The 20,605-nt window shown below is 60.2% G+C and carries 20 protein-coding genes; 8 read left to right on the top strand and 12 right to left on the bottom strand.

Going from position 1 to position 20,605, the window contains the following annotated elements:
* Window positions 1-104 precede the first annotated feature (104 nt).
* Window positions 105-1,358: a serine hydroxymethyltransferase gene (gene glyA, locus FJD34_RS03340; RefSeq protein ID WP_032861858.1), complete on the top strand. Its 1,254-nt coding sequence runs from the start codon at window positions 105-107 to the stop codon at window positions 1,356-1,358.
* 140 nt (window positions 1,359-1,498) lie between these two features.
* Here glyA and yjiA read toward each other — a convergent pair whose 3' ends face one another.
* From yjiA to FJD34_RS03325, 3 genes are all read right to left on the bottom strand, one after another.
* Window positions 1,499-2,458 carry a GTPase gene (yjiA, locus tag FJD34_RS03335; protein WP_090292099.1) on the bottom strand — a complete coding sequence of 320 codons (960 nt, stop codon included), beginning with the start codon at window positions 2,456-2,458 and terminating at the stop codon, window positions 1,499-1,501.
* Between the two features lie 156 nt (window positions 2,459-2,614).
* A complete protein-coding gene (locus FJD34_RS03330; protein ID WP_032861855.1) occupies window positions 2,615-2,812 on the bottom strand; it encodes a YbdD/YjiX family protein in 198 nt (65 codons plus the stop codon).
* A gap of 15 nt (window positions 2,813-2,827) precedes the next feature.
* Window positions 2,828-4,894, bottom strand: a complete 2,067-nt coding sequence (locus tag FJD34_RS03325; protein ID WP_065942823.1) for a carbon starvation CstA family protein — start codon at window positions 4,892-4,894, stop codon at window positions 2,828-2,830.
* A 174-nt stretch (window positions 4,895-5,068) separates the two neighbouring features.
* Here FJD34_RS03325 and FJD34_RS03320 point away from each other — a divergent pair, with 174 nt between their 5' ends.
* Window positions 5,069-5,437: a PilZ domain-containing protein gene (locus FJD34_RS03320; protein WP_032861853.1), complete on the top strand. Its 369-nt coding sequence runs from the start codon at window positions 5,069-5,071 to the stop codon at window positions 5,435-5,437.
* 67 nt (window positions 5,438-5,504) lie between these two features.
* Here FJD34_RS03320 and radA read toward each other — a convergent pair whose 3' ends face one another.
* The 3 genes from radA to katB all read right to left on the bottom strand — a co-directional run bounded on the left by radA (window position 5,505) and on the right by katB (window position 9,114).
* Complete coding sequence (gene radA, locus FJD34_RS03315) at window positions 5,505-6,872, bottom strand: DNA repair protein RadA (RefSeq protein WP_032861851.1); 1,368 nt, start codon at window positions 6,870-6,872, stop codon at window positions 5,505-5,507.
* A 35-nt stretch (window positions 6,873-6,907) separates the two neighbouring features.
* Window positions 6,908-7,438: an ankyrin repeat domain-containing protein gene (locus tag FJD34_RS03310; protein WP_032861973.1), complete on the bottom strand. Its 531-nt coding sequence runs from the start codon at window positions 7,436-7,438 to the stop codon at window positions 6,908-6,910.
* Between the two features lie 134 nt (window positions 7,439-7,572).
* Entirely contained in the window at window positions 7,573-9,114 is a 1,542-nt protein-coding gene (katB, locus tag FJD34_RS03305) for a catalase KatB (RefSeq protein ID WP_090292102.1), read from the bottom strand.
* A gap of 286 nt (window positions 9,115-9,400) precedes the next feature.
* Between katB and mscL the strand changes: the two genes are divergently transcribed.
* Complete coding sequence (mscL, locus tag FJD34_RS03300) at window positions 9,401-9,817, top strand: large-conductance mechanosensitive channel protein MscL (protein ID WP_032861849.1); 417 nt, start codon at window positions 9,401-9,403, stop codon at window positions 9,815-9,817.
* Between the two features lie 45 nt (window positions 9,818-9,862).
* On the opposite strand, the gene FJD34_RS03295 is transcribed toward mscL, so the two are convergent.
* Entirely contained in the window at window positions 9,863-10,639 is a 777-nt protein-coding gene (locus FJD34_RS03295; protein ID WP_032861847.1) for a ferredoxin--NADP reductase, read from the bottom strand.
* Window positions 10,640-10,944: 305 nt separating this feature from the next.
* Here FJD34_RS03295 and FJD34_RS03290 point away from each other — a divergent pair, with 305 nt between their 5' ends.
* Together FJD34_RS03290 and FJD34_RS03285 are read left to right on the top strand one after the other, a co-directional pair.
* Window positions 10,945-11,655 (top strand): helix-turn-helix transcriptional regulator, encoded by a 711-nt coding sequence (locus FJD34_RS03290; protein WP_090292104.1) that lies wholly within the window; start codon window positions 10,945-10,947, stop codon window positions 11,653-11,655.
* A 164-nt stretch (window positions 11,656-11,819) separates the two neighbouring features.
* On the top strand, window positions 11,820-12,944 hold the full coding sequence (locus tag FJD34_RS03285) for a methyltransferase (RefSeq protein ID WP_090292106.1): 1,125 nt from the start codon (window positions 11,820-11,822) through the stop codon (window positions 12,942-12,944).
* Window positions 12,945-12,993: 49 nt separating this feature from the next.
* Here the strand turns inward: FJD34_RS03285 and FJD34_RS03280 are convergent, their stop codons facing one another.
* From FJD34_RS03280 to FJD34_RS03270, 3 genes are read right to left on the bottom strand one after another with little or no spacing between them, the layout of a single operon-like run.
* Window positions 12,994-13,161, bottom strand: coding sequence for a DUF2474 domain-containing protein (locus FJD34_RS03280; protein ID WP_065942821.1), 168 nt, complete (start codon window positions 13,159-13,161; stop codon window positions 12,994-12,996).
* A gap of 12 nt (window positions 13,162-13,173) precedes the next feature.
* Window positions 13,174-14,181, bottom strand: a complete 1,008-nt coding sequence (gene cydB, locus FJD34_RS03275) for a cytochrome d ubiquinol oxidase subunit II (protein ID WP_032861844.1) — start codon at window positions 14,179-14,181, stop codon at window positions 13,174-13,176.
* A 3-nt stretch (window positions 14,182-14,184) separates the two neighbouring features.
* On the bottom strand, window positions 14,185-15,624 hold the full coding sequence (locus tag FJD34_RS03270; protein WP_032861843.1) for a cytochrome ubiquinol oxidase subunit I: 1,440 nt from the start codon (window positions 15,622-15,624) through the stop codon (window positions 14,185-14,187).
* Between the two features lie 344 nt (window positions 15,625-15,968).
* Here FJD34_RS03270 and FJD34_RS03265 point away from each other — a divergent pair, with 344 nt between their 5' ends.
* A complete protein-coding gene (locus FJD34_RS03265; protein WP_065942819.1) occupies window positions 15,969-17,201 on the top strand; it encodes an MFS transporter in 1,233 nt (410 codons plus the stop codon).
* Between the two features lie 21 nt (window positions 17,202-17,222).
* Here the strand turns inward: FJD34_RS03265 and FJD34_RS03260 are convergent, their stop codons facing one another.
* Window positions 17,223-17,669: a DUF4879 domain-containing protein gene (locus tag FJD34_RS03260; protein ID WP_032861841.1), complete on the bottom strand. Its 447-nt coding sequence runs from the start codon at window positions 17,667-17,669 to the stop codon at window positions 17,223-17,225.
* 211 nt (window positions 17,670-17,880) lie between these two features.
* Here FJD34_RS03260 and FJD34_RS03255 point away from each other — a divergent pair, with 211 nt between their 5' ends.
* Entirely contained in the window at window positions 17,881-19,176 is a 1,296-nt protein-coding gene (locus FJD34_RS03255; RefSeq protein WP_032861840.1) for an NCS2 family permease, read from the top strand.
* Window positions 19,173-20,252: a tRNA (uridine(54)-C5)-methyltransferase TrmA gene (trmA, locus tag FJD34_RS03250; RefSeq protein WP_065942818.1), complete on the top strand. Its 1,080-nt coding sequence runs from the start codon at window positions 19,173-19,175 to the stop codon at window positions 20,250-20,252. Before FJD34_RS03255 ends, trmA begins: the two co-directional genes overlap by 4 nt.
* A gap of 158 nt (window positions 20,253-20,410) precedes the next feature.
* On the opposite strand, the gene FJD34_RS03245 is transcribed toward trmA, so the two are convergent.
* Window positions 20,411-20,605 (bottom strand): IS3 family transposase (locus tag FJD34_RS03245; protein ID WP_146552175.1); only part of this gene is annotated, 195 nt, incomplete at its 5' end.

The following is a 20,605-nucleotide window of genomic DNA, read 5'->3' as shown; positions in this document are numbered from 1 at the left end:
GGATGAACGCCACTTGTCCGCGACATGATGTCCTTTCATATGCCATCTAAAACCCATTGGGTTAGAATGCCCCTCTTTTCTGCCCCCGATCCTTGAGGACCGCCATGTTCAGCCGTGATTTGACTATTGCCAAGTACGACGCCGATCTCTTTGCCGCCATGGAGCAAGAAGCCGTGCGCCAGGAAGAGCACATTGAGCTGATCGCTTCGGAAAACTACACCAGCCCTGCGGTGATGGAGGCTCAAGGTTCGGTTCTGACCAACAAGTACGCCGAAGGTTACCCAGGCAAGCGCTACTACGGCGGTTGCGAATTCGTCGACGTGGTTGAGCAACTGGCCATCGACCGCGCCAAGGAACTGTTCGGCGCCGATTACGCCAACGTCCAGCCTCACGCCGGCTCCCAAGCCAACGCGGCCGTTTACCTGGCCCTGCTGCAAGGCGGCGACACCATCCTGGGCATGAGCCTGGCCCACGGCGGTCACCTGACCCACGGCGCCAGCGTTTCGTCCTCCGGCAAGCTGTACAACGCTGTGCAGTACGGCATCGACGGCAACGGCCTGATCGACTACGACGAAGTCGAGCGCCTGGCGGTCGAGCACAAGCCAAAAATGATCGTGGCCGGTTTCTCTGCCTACTCGCAGATCCTCGACTTCCCACGCTTCCGTGAAATTGCCGACAAGGTTGGCGCCTACCTGTTCGTCGACATGGCCCACGTGGCCGGTCTGGTCGCCGCTGGCGTCTACCCGAACCCGGTACCTTACGCTGACGTCGTGACCACCACGACCCACAAGACCCTGCGCGGTCCACGTGGAGGCCTGATCCTGGCGCGCGCCAACGCCGAGATCGAGAAGAAGCTGAACTCCGCGGTATTCCCGGGCGCCCAGGGTGGCCCGCTGGAGCACGTGATCGCCGCCAAAGCGATCTGCTTCAAGGAAGCGTTGCAGCCTGAGTTCAAGACTTACCAGCAACAAGTGGTGAAAAACGCCCAGGCCATGGCCACTGTGTTCATCGAGCGCGGTTTTGACGTGGTTTCCGGCGGTACTGAAAACCACCTGTTCCTGCTGTCGCTGATCAAGCAGGACATCTCCGGTAAAGATGCTGACGCTGCCCTGGGCAAAGCCTTCATCACCGTGAACAAGAACTCGGTACCGAACGACCCACGTTCGCCGTTCGTCACCTCGGGCCTGCGCTTCGGCACCCCGGCCGTGACCACTCGTGGCTTCAAGGAAGCAGAGTGCAAGGAACTGGCTGGCTGGATCTGCGACATCCTGGCAGACCTTTCCAACGAAGCCGTGATCGATGCGGTCCGTGAGAAGGTCAAGGCCATCTGCAAGAAGCTGCCGGTATACGGCGCTTGATTGCAGTTGCTTGAATGAAAAGCCCGCTGTGTAGCAGCGAGCTTGCTCGCGAAAAACGTCAACGATAACGCGCGCATCCTGAATGCACGCGGTGCCTATGAGTTCTTCGCGAGCAAGCTCGCTCCTACAGGCGGGCTTTTTTACGCCTGGTAAACCCGGGCAAAGCCTGCACGGATTTTGTCTTCGGGCAACTCATCGGCAATAAACACAATCACACTCTCCCGCGCCTCGCCTTCGGCCCATTCGGTATCCCAATCGAAACCGTAGAGCTTGAGCACGCCCTGGAACACCATGCGCCGGTCTTCTCCGGCGATGTTCAGCACGCCCTTGTAGCGCAGCAGTTGCTTGCCGTGCTCTTCCAACAGCTCGTTCATGAAGTCGCTGAGACGGTCGATATCCAGCGGCTGGTCAGTACGTAACACCAGGCTGGAGATACGATCGATAGACGGCGCCTGGCTGACCGGGCGCAGGGTCATGCCGGCGTTGAGGTTGAAGCCGCGCACGTCCAGCAACTCGGCGAGATCGATCTTGCCGTGCTCCACCACACGAATCGGCGCGCGTCGGTTGATGCGGGTCAGGCGCTGGCTGAGGGCATCGAAGCTGGCGTCGTCGACCAGGTCGCGCTTGCTCACCAGCAGACGATCGGCAAAGCCGATCTGCGCCTGGGCGATGGTCTGCGTCAGGTGGTGTTCTGCGTGGGCCGCGTCCACCAGGGTGATGATGCCGTCGAGGATGTAGCGCTCGCGCAGTTCTTCATCGATGAAAAAGGTCTGGGCCACCGGCGCCGGGTCGGCCAGGCCGGTGCATTCGATCACCAGGCGGTCGAAGGCGATCTCGCCGCTGTCCAGGCGTTCGAGCAGCAGGTACAGGGCTTTGGTCAGGTCGGTGTGGATGGTGCAGCACACGCAGCCGTTGGACAGGGTCATGACTTGCACCGGCTCATCGCCCAGGAGCTGGGTGTCGATGCCGGCGTCGCTGAATTCGTTTTCGATCACGGCGATTTTCAAGCCGTGTTCGGCCTTGAGCAGGTGGCGCAACAAGGTGGTCTTGCCAGCGCCGAGGAAGCCGCTGAGGACGGTGACGGGGATGGGAGAGATCAAAAATATTCTCCTGAAAAATGGGAGCGCAAAAACAACTGTAGGAGCGAGCTTGCTCGCGAAGAACGTCAACGATAACGCGTGCTATCTGGATGCACGTGGTGTCCTTGGGTTTTTCGCGAGCAAGCTCGCTCCTACAGGTAAAGCGGTTTTACCAACTTAACAGCACTTGGGCCCGCCCTTGCCGCCGTAACGGGCTTCCTGGCGCTCCCGGAAGAACGCCTTGTAGTCCATCACCGGCTTGTCCGGGTGCTTGGTTTGCATATGCTCGACGTAGGTGTCGTAGTCGGGCATTCCGACCATCAGGCGCGCGGCCTGACCGAGGTATTTACCGAGGCGACCAATGTCATTGAACATGTTTGCAACCCTCTATTACGCGTCCGGCATGGCTTGGAATGGTGCTTCTTTATCCGTGCGTTCCTTGCTGCCCCAGGCGGCTACGCCGACCTTGATCGCATAGAACAGGATGCTGAAGACCACGAACAGGAACAGTACCGTCAGCGTCGCGTTGGTGTAGGCGTTCCAGATCACGTGCTGCATCTGGTCGATGTTCTTCGCCGGAGCGAGGATCTGCCCGTTGGCCAAGGCATCGCTGTACTTCTTGGCCAGCGACAGGAAGCCGATCGCAGGGTTAGCGTCGAACAGCTTGATGAAGCCTGCGGTGGTGGTGCAGATCAGCAGCCACACAGCCGGCAGCAGGGTGACCCAGATGTAGCGCTGGCGCTTCATTTTGATCAGTACAACGGTGGCGAGCATCAGTGCGATACCGGCCAGCATCTGGTTGGAGATGCCGAACAGCGGCCACAAGGTGTTGATGCCACCCAGCGGATCGATCACGCCCTGATACAACAGGTAACCCCACATTGCCACGCAGCCTGCGGTCGCGATCAGGTTGGCGGTCCAGGACTCGGTACGCTTGAGCGCCGGGACGAAGGAGCCGAGCAGATCCTGGAGCATGAAGCGACCGGCACGGGTACCGGCGTCGACTGCGGTCAGGATGAACAGTGCTTCGAACAGGATCGCAAAGTGGTACCAGAATGCCATGGTGTTTTCACCCGGCAGCACACTGTGCAGGATCTGTGCGATACCGACCGCCAGGGTCGGTGCACCACCGGCACGGGCCAGGATGGTGGTTTCACCGATATCGTTGGCCACCGCCTGGAGCGCTTCCGGAGTAATCGCAAAGCCCCAACTGCTGACGGTCTGCGCCACGGTCACCACGTCACTGCCAACCACGGCAGCCGGGCTGTTCATGGCGAAGTACACACCCGGCTCGATCACCGAGGCGGCAACCATGGCCATGATGGCCACGAAGGACTCCATCAACATGCCGCCGTAGCCGATGTAACGGGCGTTGGTTTCGTTATCCAGCAGCTTGGGCGTGGTGCCCGAGGAAATCAGCGCGTGGAAACCCGATACCGCGCCACAGGCGATGGTGATGAACAGGAACGGGAACAGGCCGCCCTTCCACACCGGGCCAGTGCCATCGATAAACTGGGTCAGCGCCGGCATTTTCAGGTCAGGCATGGTGACCAGGATGCCAATCGCCAGGGCGATGATGGTGCCGATTTTCAGGAAGGTAGACAGGTAGTCACGCGGAGCCAGGATCAGCCACACCGGCAATACCGCGGCCACGAACCCGTAGCCGACCAACATCCAGGTGATCTGGATCCCGGTGAAGGTGAAGGCCTTGGCCCATACCGGATCAGCGGCAATCTGCCCGCCCAGCCAGATCGAACCCAGCAGCAGCAACACGCCGATGATCGAGATTTCGCCGATGCGGCCCGGGCGGATGTAGCGCATGTACACGCCCATGAACATCGCGATCGGGATGGTCGCCATCACCGTGAAGATGCCCCACGGGCTTTCGGCCAGGGCCTTGACCACGATCAGCGACAGCACCGCAAGGATGATGATCATGATCAGGAAGCAGCCAAACAGCGCGATGGTCCCGGGAATGCGGCCCATTTCTTCGCGGACCATGTCCCCCAGGGAGCGGCCGTTGCGACGGGTGGACAGGAACAGGACCATGAAGTCTTGCACTGCACCCGCCAGCACCACGCCAGCAATCAGCCACAGGGTACCTGGCAGGTAGCCCATCTGCGCCGCCAATACCGGGCCGACCAACGGCCCCGCGCCAGCGATGGCCGCGAAGTGGTGACCGAACAGAATATGTTTGTTGGTCGGCACATAGTCCAGACCGTCGTTGTTGAGCACTGCGGGGGTGGCCCGCCGTGGATCGAGTTGCATCACATTATTTGCGATGAACAGGCTGTAGTAACGATAAGCCACCAGATAAATGGCGACTGCCGCGACTACAATCCACAAGGCGTTGATCGCCTCGCCGCGACGCAAGGCCACTACGCCCAGGGCGCACGCTCCTACGATTGCCAGCAACAGCCAGGGTAGGTGGCGTAGCAGGCTATTATTATTTTTCATTTTTATATTCCAGCCAGGTTGGACAGAAAGACAGCCATCCGGAGTTTAGCGCGCTGGGCCCTAAAGACCAGCCCCCTACGTTGGTCTAGAGCCTTGCCGGGGTGAAAAAAAAGCGAAATAAACGCCCGATAATGGCGCAAGGCTACAATCCCTGTATCTACAGAGGGTTTCACCATGAGCGACCAGCCGTCAGATCGCCGCCGTTTTCGGCGGATTGCCTTCGATGCCAGGACTGAACTCAAGCAGAACGGCCAGCAATGGCCGGTGCAACTGGTGGATTTATCGCTCAAGGGGTTGTTGGTGCAAAAACCCGCGCCGTGGTTGGGCAAGGGTGACGAGCCGTTTGATGTGGACATCCATCTGGACGCCGAGACCGATGTGCAGATGCAAGTGCGGTTAACCCATGACGACAAGGGTCAGTTGGGGTTTGTCTGCGAGCATATCGACCTGGATTCGATCACCCATTTGCGCAGGCTGATCGAGCTGAATCTTGGCGATGAGGATGAACTGCATCGAGAGCTGGGGGAGTTGCTGAACATCTGACTGACAACACAGGACAAAATATGGAAGGGGCCTGCTCCCTCCCACATTGGTTTTGTGGTGTTGTTGGTTATTCGAACAAGGCATCCAGTGCCTGTTCCAGGCGCGTGACCGCAATAATCTGCAGCCCCGGCGGCGACTCCTTCGGCGCATTGCCCTTGGGCACGATGGCGCGCTTGAAGCCATGCTTGGCCGCTTCCTTGAGGCGCTCCTGGCCGCTGGGCACCGGGCGCACCTCGCCCGACAGGCCGACCTCACCAAACACCAACAGGTCATGGGGCAGCGGCCGGTTACGCAGGCTGGACATCACCGCCGCCATCAATGCCAGGTCCGACGCGGTTTCCAGCACCTTGACCCCGCCCACCACGTTGAGGAACACGTCCTGGTCATGGGTCGGGATCCCACCGTGGCGATGCAGCACCGCCAGTAACATCGCCAGGCGGTTCTGATCCAGGCCCAGGGTCACGCGGCGCGGGTTGGCCAGGTGGCTGTCGTCCACCAGGGCCTGGACTTCCACCAGCATCGGCCGGGTACCTTCCCACGTTGCCATCACCACGCTGCCCGGTACTTCTTCCTGGGCACGGGTCAGAAAGATCGCCGACGGGTTGGAGACTTCTTTCAGCCCCCGATCCGTCATGGCGAATACACCCAACTCGTTGACCGCGCCGAAACGGTTTTTCACCGCCCGCAACAAGCGTAGGCGCCCATCGGACTCGCCTTCGAAATACAACACTGTATCAACCATGTGCTCCAGCACCCGAGGACCGGCCAACGCGCCTTCTTTTGTCACATGGCCCACCAGGAAAATCGCCGTGCCGCTCTGCTTGGCGTAGCGCACCAGCAACGCCGCACTTTCCCGCACCTGGGATACCCCACCCGGCGCCGATTGCAGTTGCTCGGTGAAGATCGTCTGGATCGAGTCGATCACCATCACCTTGGGCTTTTCCACACGGGCGGTGGCGATGATGCTTTCGATACAGGTTTCGGTCATGACCCGCAGTTGGTCCTGGGGCAGGCCCAGGCGCCGGGCGCGCATGGCCACCTGTTGCTGGGATTCTTCGCCAGTGACGTACAGGGCCGGCATGCGGCTGGCAATACTGCACAGGGTCTGCAGGAGGATGGTCGACTTACCGATACCCGGGTCACCGCCAATCAGCACCACCGAACCGTCCACCAGACCGCCACCGAGCACCCGGTCAAGTTCGCCGGACGCCGTGGAAAAACGCGGTATCTCTTCGACACTGACCTCGGCCAGGGTCTTGATCTGGGCTTGTTGCCCGGTCCAGCCTGCGCGACCGCTAGGCGCCGCCGCACCGCCGCTTTCAATCATGGTTTCCGTGAGGGTGTTCCACGCACCGCACTCGCCACACTGGCCCGCCCACTTGGGAAAGGTCGCGCCGCACTCCGTGCAGCCGTACATGCGCTTGGCCTTTGCCACCTGAGAACCTCCAACCGAAAAACCGCGATGATAGCTCAGCGTGGCGCCGGGGTCCGGATTTCCCCGTTGACCAATCGTGAAGCGCTGTTTCCCACCGGGTCTTCGGCGTTCAGGTCGGCGCCCTTGGCCTTGAGTGCATCCAGTAATTCGACGCGCTGGAACAGCCCGGCGAACATCGCCGCCGTCTGCCCGGCGCCATTACGCTGGTCGGGATTGCAGTCGGCACCCAGCAAACGCTGAGCGATTTTCAACTCGCCCTTGAAAATGGCGCCCATCAACGCGGTATTGCCGCGCTTGTCCTGGACACAGGCATCGGCACCGGCAGCCAGCAACCGCTCCACGGCCGGCCCCTGCCCGTGATAGGCGGCGAGAATCAGCGCCGTGTAGCCCTTGTCATCAACGGTACTCAGGGAATAGCCGGCCTCGATAAAGGTATTGAGCATTTCCACGTCGCCACGCCGGGCGGCATCGAAGTAGTAGTCCTGCAACTGCGCCTTGAGGGCCTGTGGGTCAGCGAACACACTCAAGGACCAACAGGCCAAAAGCGCTCCTATAAAGCTACGCATCATCAAATTCCTCCATGGCCCCCTGTAGGAGCGAGCTTGCTCGCGAAAAACGCAAGGGCACCGCGTTAATCCTGAATCTACGCGGTGCCTTTGAGAGCTTCGCGAGCAAGCTCGCGCCTACACAGAGGAGTTAATCAGTCGTTCAGCTTTTCAGCCAGTGCCTTGACCCGCGCCAGATCGCCCTTGGCGACCTTGGCCACGCCAGTGCCGTATTCCGGGTCGGCCTTGTAGAGGAACGACAGGATGATGTGCTTGCTCTCGTCATCCGTAGTCGCCAGGGAGCCACCGAAGTTATCGATCAAGTCCTGGCGTTCCTTCTGGCTGTAGGAGCGGTACAAGTCGCCCGCCTGCTTGAAGTTCTGCTCACGCTGGATCTTCGCCTGCTGGGTGCTGCCGGCCAGGGGCATCTGGCTGTAACGTGCACTTTGCAACTCTTCGCGTGGTACCAGGCGACTTGGTTGGTAGTTCACGCCGCTGGTGGTCTTGCCGAAGTTCATGGCGCCATCCTGGTTGCCGTTGTTGACGGTAATCCGTGGGGCGTTGATCGGCAGTTGCAGGGCGTTGGCTCCCAGGCGATACATTTGCGTATCGGCGTAGGAGAACACCCGACCTTGCAACATCCGGTCTTCCGACGGTTCGATGCCCGGGACGAGGTTCGCCGGGGCCATGGCCACTTGCTCGGTTTCCTGGAAAACGTTGGCCGGGTTACGGTTCAGCACCATTTGCCCGACTTTGCGCTCGGGCACATCGGGCCAGATCTTGGTGGCATCCAAGGGGTCGAAATCAAACTTGGCCAGTTCTTCGGGCTTGAGGACCTGCACATACAAATCCCACTTGGGGAAGTCGCCCTTGTTGATATGGGTGACCAAGTCGTTAGTCATATGGCTGTAATCACGACCCTGGACGTCGACAACTTGTTTGGGGTCCAGGTTCTTGATGCCCTGCAGGCTCTTCCAGTGAAACTTGACGTAGTGCACTTGCCCCTTGGCATTGATCAACTTGTAGGCATGTACACCATTACCGTCCATTTCCCGGTAACTGGCCGGCGTACCGGAGTCCGAATACAACTCGGTCAATGTGCGGGTGGCTTCTGGAACATGGGAGAAGAAGTCGAAGCGGCGGGAGTCGTCATCCAGGTTAGTGCGCGGGTCAGGTTTGAAGGCGTGCACCATATCCGGGAACTTGATCGCATCGCGAATAAAGAAGGTGGGGAAATTATTGCCCACCAAGTCCCAGTTACCTTCGGTGGTATAGAACTTGGTGGCGAAACCGCGAGGATCGCGCAGGGTTTCCGGGGAATGGTTGCCATGGACGACGGCAGAGAAGCGTACGAACACCGGTGTGGCCTCGCCTGCGGCAAATACCTTGGCTTTGGTCAGGTCGCTGAGGTTGTCGGTGACCGTGAAGGTGCCATGGGCCCCGGTACCACGGGCATGTACCACACGCTCGGGGATACGTTCACGATCAAAGCGCTGCAGTTTCTGGATCAACTGCACATCTTGCAGTAATACCGGGCCGGTCGCGCCAGCCGTTTGCGAGTTCTGATTATCGCCAACCGCCGCACCATTATCGCGCGTCAAGTTAGCGGCCTGTACAGACACCGATAGCAGACTGGCACTGGCAATTATCAATACAGTTCGCGCAGCAATAGACCTGCGACTAATAAGGTTTTTCATCAGGCGTTCCTCTGGTTGTTTTATTGCACTCGAACAGGTGCTTGCCAGAGGCTAGAGCCCTGAACGCCAGAAGATAAATAGAAAACCCTGACCTACCCGATTGAAAAAATAATCTGGTAAAGCCCTGAAATCACGGGTAATCCGCGCGCGAATGATGGCACTTTGCAAACTATTTGCGATTTAATATGTCGATAACAACGAACAGTGTTAACAGTTGTGTCGCGCAAGCCACTGCAGACTGACTTACACTGCACTCTCCCCTCTCAACTGTAACAAGGAATAACCTATGGGCGTGCTCAGTGAGTTCAAGGCCTTCGCGGTCAAAGGTAATGTGGTCGACATGGCGGTCGGTATTATCATCGGCGCCGCCTTCGGCAAAATTGTTTCATCCTTTGTGGGCGACGTAGTGATGCCACCCATCGGCGTGTTGATCGGCGGTGTGAACTTCGGGGACCTGGCGGTAACGCTCAAGGCCGCTCAGGGCGATATCCCTGCAGTAGTCCTGGCCTACGGCAAATTCATCCAGAGCATCATCGACTTCGTGATCATTGCGTTCGCAATCTTCATGGGCGTCAAGGCCATCAACCGCCTCAAGCGCGAAGAAGCCGTGGCACCAACCCTGCCACCGGTGCCCACCAAGGAAGAGGAACTGCTGGGGGAGATCCGCGATCTGCTCAAGGCCCAGAACAACAAGCCCTTGTAACCGACTCGCAACATGAAAAGGCGCCTCTGACCAGGCGCCTTTTTTCTACCAGTAGTTTTCTACGGCGACTTGCCCCGGTCTGCGGGCCAGGCTCAATTGCATATCCCGTTGTTTAAGCAACTGGCGGGTGTCATCGATCATCTGCGGGTTGCCGCAAATCATCACCCGTGAATGCTCCGGCGTCAGGTCCACGCCCGCCGCCCGCTCCAGTTCGCCATTTTCGATCAGGGTGGTAATACGCCCATTCAATGCGCCCGGGTGCTGCTCACGCGTCACGATGGGCAGGTAGGTGAGTTTATGGGCGTATTCGCTCAGGTATTCACGCTCACCCAATTGCGCGATCAGTGTCTGGTAGGCCAGTTCCCGGGCTTCCCTGGCGCTGTAGACCAGGATGATCCGCTCGAATTTCTCCCAGACTTCAAAGTCCTGCAGGATCGACAGAAATGGCGCAATGCCCGTGCCGGTGCCCAGCAGCCATAGGTCGCGACCATCGACAAAGCGATTCAAGGTCAAAAAACCGGTGGCCTGGCGCTCCACCAGCAACTCATCGCCAACGCGCAGGCGGCTCAGTTCACTGGTGAACTCGCCGCCAGGCACCACGATGGAGAAAAACTCCAGGAACTCATCAAAGGGCGATGACACCACCGAATAAGCACGCCACACCAGGCTCCCATCGGGCTTGGTCACGCCCAGGCGAACAAACTGCCCGGCGGTGAACCGAAAACCCGGATCGCGGGTGGTACGCAGGGTGAACAGGCTGGGGGTCAATGACTGCACATCAATCAGGGTCTGGCGGGTGAATTTTTCAGCACTGGCCGTCATGGGGGGCTCCGGTTTACAGGTAATCCCTAGTGTCGCCCAAAGTGTCGCCCGGAAACACCGCCGGTTTGTAGTGGCATCCAGCCAGGCTGACAGACCATGTTGTACGGACCTACGACTCATACGATCTGGCGAAGTCCCACACACAGGCCTCCTGGCGTCTGTACCCCTGTCAAAACTGCTAAAAACCGCCGCGATAAGTGCGAAATATCCCACCTAGCGTTTAGATGCTGTCCTACACTCGACCCGGTGACGCTATAGGAAGTGCGTCATGTACAAACCAATATGTACCTCATGGAGAGTTACCGATGGTCCACTGGCGCAACACACGTCTCCCTAAACTGGAAGGTGAGGATGAAGTGACCACAATGTTCGAAGCGGCCCTGAACATCACGTATGAGCTAGGCTTCGAATACTGCGGTTTTACCATGGGCTCCAATGCCCTCTATCGCCTGTCCCAGAACATCAACCTCAACAACTATCCGGATGAATGGAACACCCTCTACAAAACACAACACTACTTCGAACTGGACCCGCTGGTCAGCCACTGCAAACACAATGTGCTACCGATCGTCTGGGAGGAAAAAACCTTTTCCGCAGTCCCTGACATGTGGGCACATGCCCAAACCCACGGTCTGAGTCATGGCTGGGCACAGTCGGTGCATGACTTCCACGGCTTTTTCAGCATGATCTGCCTGGCGCGGCGCAATGGCCTGGTGCAAGCCCATGAACTCTACGAGAAAACCGGCCAGGTACTGTGGATATGTCATGCCTTGCATACCGTAGCGGTACAGAAATATGCCAAGGCGCCTGATTTCCAGTGTCCCAGCAAACTCAGCAGTCGCGAGACCGAGATCCTGCAATGGTCGGCACTGGGCAAAACGGCGGCCGATATCGCCACGATCCTGTGCCTGTCAGAACGCACCGTGGGGTTTCATATCAGTAGCGCGATGAGAAAGCTGGGGGTCAACAATAAGATTGCCGCCGTGATGAGCGCCGTGAAACATGGCCTCTTTTAAAGGCTGCGGGTTAAAACACCGAATGTAATCCTCTGGAAAAAAACGTAACATTTACGGCCAGTTCTGAGTGATGACGCAGCCCTTCAACACCCGCGTCGCAGTCCACTCAGGAGGTTCCTCGCCCAGCCGGGAACACCCGTCGATCATCCAGAGTTCCCCCCGCCATGCCCCTGCTCGAAAGCCCCTTCGCCCAACTCGACTTGATCCGCCAGCCCGAGCAGCAAAATGAACCGCTGCAGGCGTTCGATGCGGCCGACGAGTATTTGCTCGCCCACCTGGCCGAGCAGCAACCGGCCAGCAGCACCCGCGTGCTGGTGCTCAATGACAGCTTTGGCGCACTGGCGGCCAGTCTTGAGGGGCATGTGCATGTCACCACCAGCGGCGATTCGTTCCTCGGCACCCAGGCCCTGCAAAAAAACCTGGTGCGCAATCACAAGACCTTCGATGCCGTCACCGTGGTTCCCGCCAGCCAGATCCCTCACGGGCCATTCGACCGTGTGCTGATCCGGGTGCCGAAAACCCTGGCGCTGCTGGAAGAGCAACTGATCCGTCTGCAAGGCCAATTGGCACCCGGCGCCGAAGTGATCGCGGGCGCAATGGTCAAGCACCTGCCCCGCGCCGCCGGTGAACTGCTGGAGCGTTACATCGGGCCGATGCACGCGTCGCTGGCGGTAAAAAAGGCCCGGCTGCTGATCGCCACCCAGGCTGATCGACCGCAGGCCGTGTCGCCCTACCCCACGCGCTATCGCCTGGACGTACCGGCCATCGAATTGCTTAACCACGCCAACGTGTTCTGCCGCGAAGGCCTGGACATCGGCACCCGCGCCTTCCTCCCCCACCTGCCGCAAAACCTGGGCAGTGCCCGCGTGGCAGACCTGGGTTGCGGCAATGGCGTACTGGCGATTGCCAGCGCCCTGCAAAACCCCGAAGCGCAATACACCCTGGTGGACGAGTCCTATATGGCCGTGCAATCAGCGGCCGAAAACTGGCAGGCGGCACTGGGCGAGCGGCCAGTGACTATTCGCCCCGGCGACGGCCTGGCAGACCAGGAGCCGCAATCTTTGGACGTGGTGTTGTGCAACCCACCGTTCCACCAACAGCAGGTGGTGGGCGATTTCCTCGCCTGGCGCATGTTCCAGCAGGCCCGCGAAGCGCTGGTGGTCGGCGGCGCCTTGTACATCGTCGGCAACCGCCACCTGGGTTATCACAGCAAGCTGGCGCGCCTGTTCCGTGGGGTGGAGCAGGTGGCGGCGACGCCAAAGTTCGTGATCCTCAAGGCCCGTAAATAAGCCACGCAAAAAAAACCCTCCGCAAGGAGGGTCAAGACAGCGTGGGATGTCAGTGAGTGCTCAAGCCAGCGGCGTTCATGAACATGCGCATCAGGCTGGCCACCACGAACAGGGCCAGGACGCTGCCGGTCCAGATCATCGCCAGCCAGCCCAGGCGCTGCCAGAGCGGCTTTTTCTCGGCCTGTTCGATGTCGTCCAGTGAAGGTTTACCGCTCATGGTGCACGCCTCCTAGTGATAGCCGTCTTCATGGGTCACCTTGCCGCGGAACACGTAATAGCTCCAGAAGGTGTAGCCCAGGATGAATGGGATGATGAACAGCGTGCCTACCAGCATGAAGCCCTGGCTTTGCGGCGGCGCGGCAGCGTCCCAGATCGAGATCGACGGCGGGATGATGTTCGGCCACAAGCTGATGCCCAGGCCGCTGTACCCCAGGAAGATCAACACCAGTGTCAACAGGAACGGCGCGTAATGAGCATTGCGGGCCACGGCACGCACCAGGGCGTACATGGTCACCAGGACCAGGATCGGCACCGGCAGGAACCAGAACAGGTTCGGCAGGGTGAACCAGCGCGAAGCGATGTCCGGGTGAGCCAGGGGCGTCCAGATACTGACGATGCCAATCACCGCCAACACCACGAACGCCAGCGGTCGTGCCAGGTTGTGCATCTGCTCCTGCAACTTGCCTTCAGTCTTCATGATCAGCCAGGTGCAGCCCAGCAGCGCATAGGCCACGATCAAGGCCACACCGCAAAACAAAGCAAACGGCGAGAACCAGTCCAATGAACCACCGGCGAACTGGCGGTCGACCACCGGAATGCCCTCGATGAATGCCCCCAGCGCCACGCCCTGGAAGAAGGTGGCGGCCAGCGAGCCGCCGATAAACGCCTTGTCCCACAGGTGGCGCTTGTCATCCTTGGCCTTGAAGCGGAACTCAAAGGCCACGCCGCGGAAGATCAGGCCGATCAGCATCAGGATCAACGGCAGGTACAGCGCCGAGAGCACCACCGAATAGGCCAGCGGGAACGCGCCGAACAACGCCGCGCCCCCCAGTACCAGCCAGGTTTCGTTGCCGTCCCAGACCGGGGCGACGGTGTTCATCATCACGTCGCGGTCAGTCTTGCCCGGGATAAAGGGGAAGAGAATGCCAATCCCCAGGTCAAAGCCATCCATGACCACGTACATCATGATGCCGAAGATGATGATCACGGCCCAGATCAGCGGAAGATCAATACCCATGACTCAATTCCCCTTGTTCAGAGTGTCGCCGTGATCGGCGTCGCCGCTGTCATCGGCCGCCGACAATGGACGCGCCGGGGTGCGTTGCTGCCCGGGGCCACCGTGGGCCGGCTCGGTGCTTTCGTGGGTCACCGGGCCTTTGCGCACCAGGCGCATCATGTAGCCCAGGCCGGCGCCAAACAGGGCGAAGTACACCACCACAAACAGCGCCAGGGTGATGCTCATCTGCACCACGCTGTGGTTGGAGGAGGCGTCCGCCGTGCGCATCAAGCCGTAGACCACCCAGGGCTGGCGCCCGATTTCGGTGGTGAACCAGCCGGCCAGGATCGCAATCAACCCCGACGGGCCCATCCATAGCACCAGGTACAGGAAGGGTTTGTTGCTATAGAGCTTGCCGCCCTTGCGCAGCCAGAGGCTGAACAGGCCGGTGAAGATCATCAACATGCCCAGGCCGACCATGATCCGGAACGACCAGAACACGATGGTCGAGTTGGCGCGATCCTCGGGCGGGAACTCCTTGAGGGCCGGCACTTGCTTGTCCAGGGAGTGGGTGAGAATCAGGCTGCCCAGGTAGGGGATTTCCACCTTGTACTTGGTCCGCTCTTCCTTCATGTCCGGCCAGCCGAACAGGATCAGCGGGGTCGGCTCATTGCCGATGTTTTCCCAGTGGCCTTCGATGGCGGCGATTTTCGCCGGTTGGTGCTTCAGCGTATTGAGGCCGTGGAAGTCACCGATGACCGCCTGGATTGGTGCGACGATCAACGCCATCCACATTGCCATCGACAGCATGGTGCGGATCGCCGGGTTGTCCTTGCCCCGCAGCAAGTGCCAGGCCGCCGAGGAGCCGACGAAGAACGCGGTGGCGACAAACGCCGCCGTGGCCATGTGCGCCAGACGATAGGGGAACGAGGGGTTGAAGATCACCGCCAGCCAATCGGTCGGGATCACCCGGCCATCGACGATTTCAAAACCTTGCGGGGTTTGCATCCAACTGTTGGAGGCAAGGATCCAGAACGTCGAGATCAACGTACCGACGGCCACCATCACCGTGGCAAAGAAGTGCAGCTTGCGCCCGACCTTGTTCCAGCCAAACAGCATCACCCCAAGAAAGCCCGCTTCAAGGAAGAACGCGGTGAGCACTTCATAGGTCAGCAAGGGCCCCGTGACGGAACCGGCGAAGTCCGAGAAGCGGCTCCAGTTGGTGCCGAACTGATAGGCCATGACCAGGCCCGAGACCACGCCCATGCCGAAGTTGACGGCAAAGATCTTCGACCAGAAGTGGTAGAGGTCACGGTAGGTATCGTTGTGGGTCTTGAGCCACAGGCCCTCCAGCACCGCGAGGTAACTGGCCAGGCCAATGGTGATGGCCGGGAACAGGATATGGAACGAGATGGTGAACGCGAATTGAATTCGGGCGAGATCTAGCGCCTCCAAACCGAACATAAGTCTTCCTCTGTCAGGTAATACCGGCTGCAAGCAGGGAGGCCTGCACCCACTGCCCCCACGGATATGGAGTGTGGCGAATTGCAATTCGTTCTTTTTTTACCAACCACGTAGGGATTCTGGCCTTGCGGCCGCCAGCACAACACTCAAGTCAGCATTGATCTGGATCAAGCAACGATGAAAGAGTAGTCCCATTTTCCAGGTTGGACTGTGTGGTCTTTTGCCGCGTGACAGGTTGACTCAGCAAAATAGATGCCTTGCTAAGGATATTTCCGAAGCAGCAACTATTTGTTACAGGTTGGTGCTAATCTCGCCTTTCCCCACGCTCAGTCCAGTCCCTGCCGATGCCCAGTGAAACCCCGCTGCTGTTACGTCATCACCGTCCTTTTATAGCGTTCTGGCTGGCACGGATTTTTACCGCCAGTGGCTTCCAGATGCTCACCGTGGCCATCGGCTGGAACCTCTATCAACTGACTGGCAACGTGCTGGACCTGGGGTTGGTAGGCCTGGTGGAGTTTGTACCGCGGGTGCTGTTCATGCTGCACACCGGGCATGTCGCCGACCGTTACGAACGACGCAAGGTCGCCGCCATTTGCCAGACGTTGCAGGCGATGATCGCCCTGGCGCTGGTGATTGGCAGCCTGACGGGCAATGTCACCCGCGAGATGATTTTTATCCTGGCGTTCCTGCTCGGCGCTGCCCGCTCCTTCGAAATGCCCACCACCCAGGCCCTGCTGCCGAGCATCGTGCCCAGTGCCCTGTTCCCACGGGCGGTGGCAGCGGCGCAGTCGGCCCAGCAATCGGCAACCATCGTCGCGCCGGCCCTGGGCGGTTTGCTTTATGCCTTCGGTAGCGCCTGGGTGTATGGCCCGACGGTGCTGCTGTACCTGATTGCTTGTGTGCTGACCCTCAACCTGCCGGCGCGGCAAACCCCGCTGAACAAAGGCAAGGCAACGCTGGACTCGTTGCTGGCGGGGATTCGCTTTATCCGCAGCCGGCCGGACATCCTCGGGGCGATCTCCCTGGACCTGTTCGCCGTGTTGCTGGGCGGCGCCACCGCGTTGCTGCCGGTGTTTGCCAAGGACATCCTGTTGACCGGCCCATGGGGCCTGGGGCTGCTGCGTTCGGCGCCAGCGGTGGGCGCGCTGCTGATGTCGTTGTGGCTGGCGCGGTTTGCCGTGGACCGGCACGTGGGCCGTGTGATGTTTACCGCCGTCGGCGTGTTTGGCGTGGCGACCATTGCCTTCGGCCTGTCCACGTCATTCTGGTTCTCCCTGGCGGTGCTGGTGGTGCTGGGGGCGGCGGACATGATCAGCATGGTGATCCGTGCCTCATTCGTGCAACTGGAAACCCCCGATGAAATGCGCGGGCGGGTCAGTGCGGTCAATGGCTTGTTTATCGGGGCGTCCAATCAGTTGGGCGAGTTCGAGTCCGGCGTTACCGCCCACTGGTTGGGCACGGTGCCCGCCGTGGTGCTGGGCGGGGTCGGCACGCTGGTGGTGACCGGGGTGTGGATCAAACTGTTCCCGACGCTGGCCAAGCGGGACCGCATGCATACGCCGGCCGAGGCGCCCTGACCCTGTAATTACATGGGGCCATTACTGGATGCGTAGCTGAGTCTTCAAGGTGTTGCGCGGCACATTGATGGACGTGTTGCTGTACTCGAACCAGCCCGCTGCGCGGATATCCACGTCAAAGACATAGACGTAGCCCATCAACGTACCAGCGCCATTGCACGCCTGGCTGCTGGAGCCGACTTGGCAGATAGCCGTACTGCGCCCCGCAAGCCGCGCCCCATCAAAGGTGGCGATGGAATTATTGCCAAGGCCCACTTCCATCACCGAGACCTGCGTCGGCCCACGGTGCTGGCACTGCCGGGTGCTGTCGGCGCCCTCGGCGATGGACTCGTTGCACGCCTGGGACTGCACCTGGAACACCCGCACCTCGCTCAAGGCCGGTGCAGGCGCGCCCCATGCCGGTGCCGCCGCCAGCCACAGGCCGATACAGGCGAACGGGGCTAGACTGCACGCGATGGCTTTTTTCATGCTTTGGATGACTCAGGACTGAACGTCGACGGAGTATGCCTCAAGGCCACACTCAACAAAACCGAGGCTGGGCGCCACAGGCCGTCGACCTGCTGGTATGATGCGCCGCTTTTTCCGATCCTCTCTAGAAAACACGCGGCGCTTGGCGCAGTTTGTGCTTTGACTTTGAGGTCAACAAATCACGGCGCCAAGCGCGCCACAGGGAGCAGGCATGCTGGAAAAGCTGTTTCAACTCAAGGCACACAACACCAACGTGCGTACCGAGATTCTCGCCGGTATCACAACGTTCCTGGCCATGGCCTACATTCTGTTCGTCAACCCGAGCATCCTCGGCGAGACCGGCATGGACAAGGGCGCGCTGTTTGTCGCCACTTGCCTGGCGGCGGCCATCGGTTCGACGATCATGGGCCTGATCGCCAACTACCCGATCGCCCTGGCACCGGGCATGGGCCTGAACGCCTTCTTTACCTACACCGTGGTCCTGCACCTGGGCCATACCTGGCAAGTGGCGCTCGGTGCGGTATTTATCTCCGCCGTGCTGTTTTTCCTGCTGTCGATCTTCCGCATCCGCGAATGGATCATCAATGCGATCCCGCTGCCCCTGCGCTCGGCGATTGCCGCCGGTATCGGCCTGTTCCTGGCGCTGATCGCCCTGCATAACGCCGGGATCGTGGTCAGCAACCCGGCGACCATGCTGGGCATGGGCGACCTGGCCAAACCTGCACCGATCCTGGCGACCCTGGGCTTTTTCCTGATCGTGGCCCTGGAAGCCCTGAAAGTGCGCGGCGCGGTGTTGATCGGCATCCTCGCGGTGACCATCGCAGCCATCGCGCTCGGCGTGACCCCATTCGGCGGCGTGGTATCGATGCCACCGTCCCTGGCCCCGACCTTCCTGCAACTGGACATCGCCGGCGCCCTGGACGTGGGCTTGATCAGCGTGATCTTCGCCTTCCTGTTCGTTGACCTGTTCGACAACTCCGGCACCCTGATCGGCGTCGCCAAGCGCGCCGGCCTGATGGGCAAGGACGGCCACATGCCGAAAATGGGCCGCGCCCTGATCGCCGACAGCACCGCCGCCATGGCCGGTTCACTGCTGGGCACCTCGACCACCACCAGCTACATCGAGTCTGCTGCTGGCGTGAGTGCCGGCGGCCGCACCGGCCTGACCGCCATCGTGGTGGCGATCTTGTTCCTGCTGGCGCTGTTCTTCTCGCCGCTGGCGGCCAGCGTCCCGGCGTTTGCCACCGCTCCCGCGCTGCTGTTTGTCGCGGTGCTGATGACCTCGGGCCTGGCGGAAATCGACTGGGACGACATTACTGTTGCCGCGCCGGTGGTGATCACCGCCCTGGCGATGCCCTTCACTTACTCCATCGCCAACGGCATCGCCTTCGGCTTCATCGCCTGGACCGGTATCAAGCTGCTTACGGGCCGCTACCGTGAACTCAACCCAGCGCTGGTGATTCTGTCGATCCTGTTCGTGATCAAGCTAGGCTGGTTCCCCGCATGACTTTTGATGCAGCAAGTTACGCCCTGCAACTGCAAGACAAGGTCACGCGTTTGCGTGACCTGCTCGCGCCGTTCGACGCGCCCGAGCCGCAGGTCTTCGATTCGCCCCTGCAGAACTTCCGCCTGCGCGCCGAGTTCCGCCTGTGGCGCGAAGGTGGCCAGCGCCACTACGCGATGTTCTCCCAGGACGACAAGCGCACGCCGATCCTGATCGAAGAATTCCCCATCGCCAGCCTGCGCATCAATCAGTTGATGCCGCAACTCAAGGCCGCCTGGCAAGCCAGCGCCGCCCTGAGCCACAAGCTGTTCCAAGTGGAGTTCCTCACCACCCTGGCCGGCGACGCGATGATCACGTTGTGCTATCACCGCCCGCTGGACGAACACTGGCACACCGCTGCCAACCAGCTGGCTGCCGACCTGAACGTCAGCATCATCGGCCGCTCCAAGGGCAAGCGTGATGTGATCGGCCACGACTACGTGATCGAGAAACTCGCTGTCGGCGGTCGCACCTTCAGCTATCGCCAACCCGAAGGCGCCTTCACCCAGCCCAACGGCACGGTGAACCAGAAGATGCTCAACTGGGCCTATGACGCCCTGGGCGATCGCAGTGATGACCTGCTGGAGTTGTATTGCGGCAATGGCAACTTCACCCTGCCCCTGGCGACCCGCGTGCGCAAGGTTCTGGCCACCGAGATCAGCAAGACGTCGGTCAATGCCGCCCTGAGCAACCTCGATGAAAACGCGGTGGATAACGTCACCCTGGTGCGCCTGTCCGCCGAAGAACTGACCGAAGCCCTGAACGAAGTGCGGCCGTTCCGACGCCTGCACGGCATCGACCTCAAGAGCTACGAGTTCGGTAGCGTATTCGTCGACCCACCTCGCGCGGGCATGGACCCGGACACCTGCGAGTTGACCCGGCGCTTCGAGAACATCCTGTACATCTCCTGCAACCCGGAAACGCTGGCGGCCAACATCGCGCAACTGCATGACACGCACCGCATCACCCGTTGTGCCATGTTCGACCAATTCCCGTGGACCCACCATATGGAGTCGGGCGTCCTGCTGACCCGGCGCTAACCCGTCAGGGCACAGCAGATCCAGAAATGTGGGAGTTTTCGAGCCCCGGCGAGGCTGCGATGGCGGTGGATCAGTTGCCAAGTAGTTGGCTGACCCACCGCATTCGCGAGCAAGCCCGCTCCCACATAAGTGGACTGCCCCCGAAAAGTTGGACAGTTTCAGCTAGCAGCCTCAGCAGCATGAGTCCTGTATTTCACAGGGCTCATGCCATTGAGCTTTAGCTTGATGCGGTCATGGTTGTAGTAGTGGATGTACTCGTCCAGACCGGCTTTCAGTTCCTCAGCGCTCTCGAAACGCTTCAGGTAGAAAAACTCGGACTTAAGCGTACCAAAAAAGCTCTCCATTGCCGCATT

This window comes from Pseudomonas brenneri, from assembly GCF_007858285.1.
In the GTDB taxonomy this organism is placed as follows: Bacteria; Pseudomonadota; Gammaproteobacteria; order Pseudomonadales; family Pseudomonadaceae; genus Aquipseudomonas; species Aquipseudomonas brenneri.
This window is presented reverse-complemented; position numbering and strand designations above follow the sequence as displayed.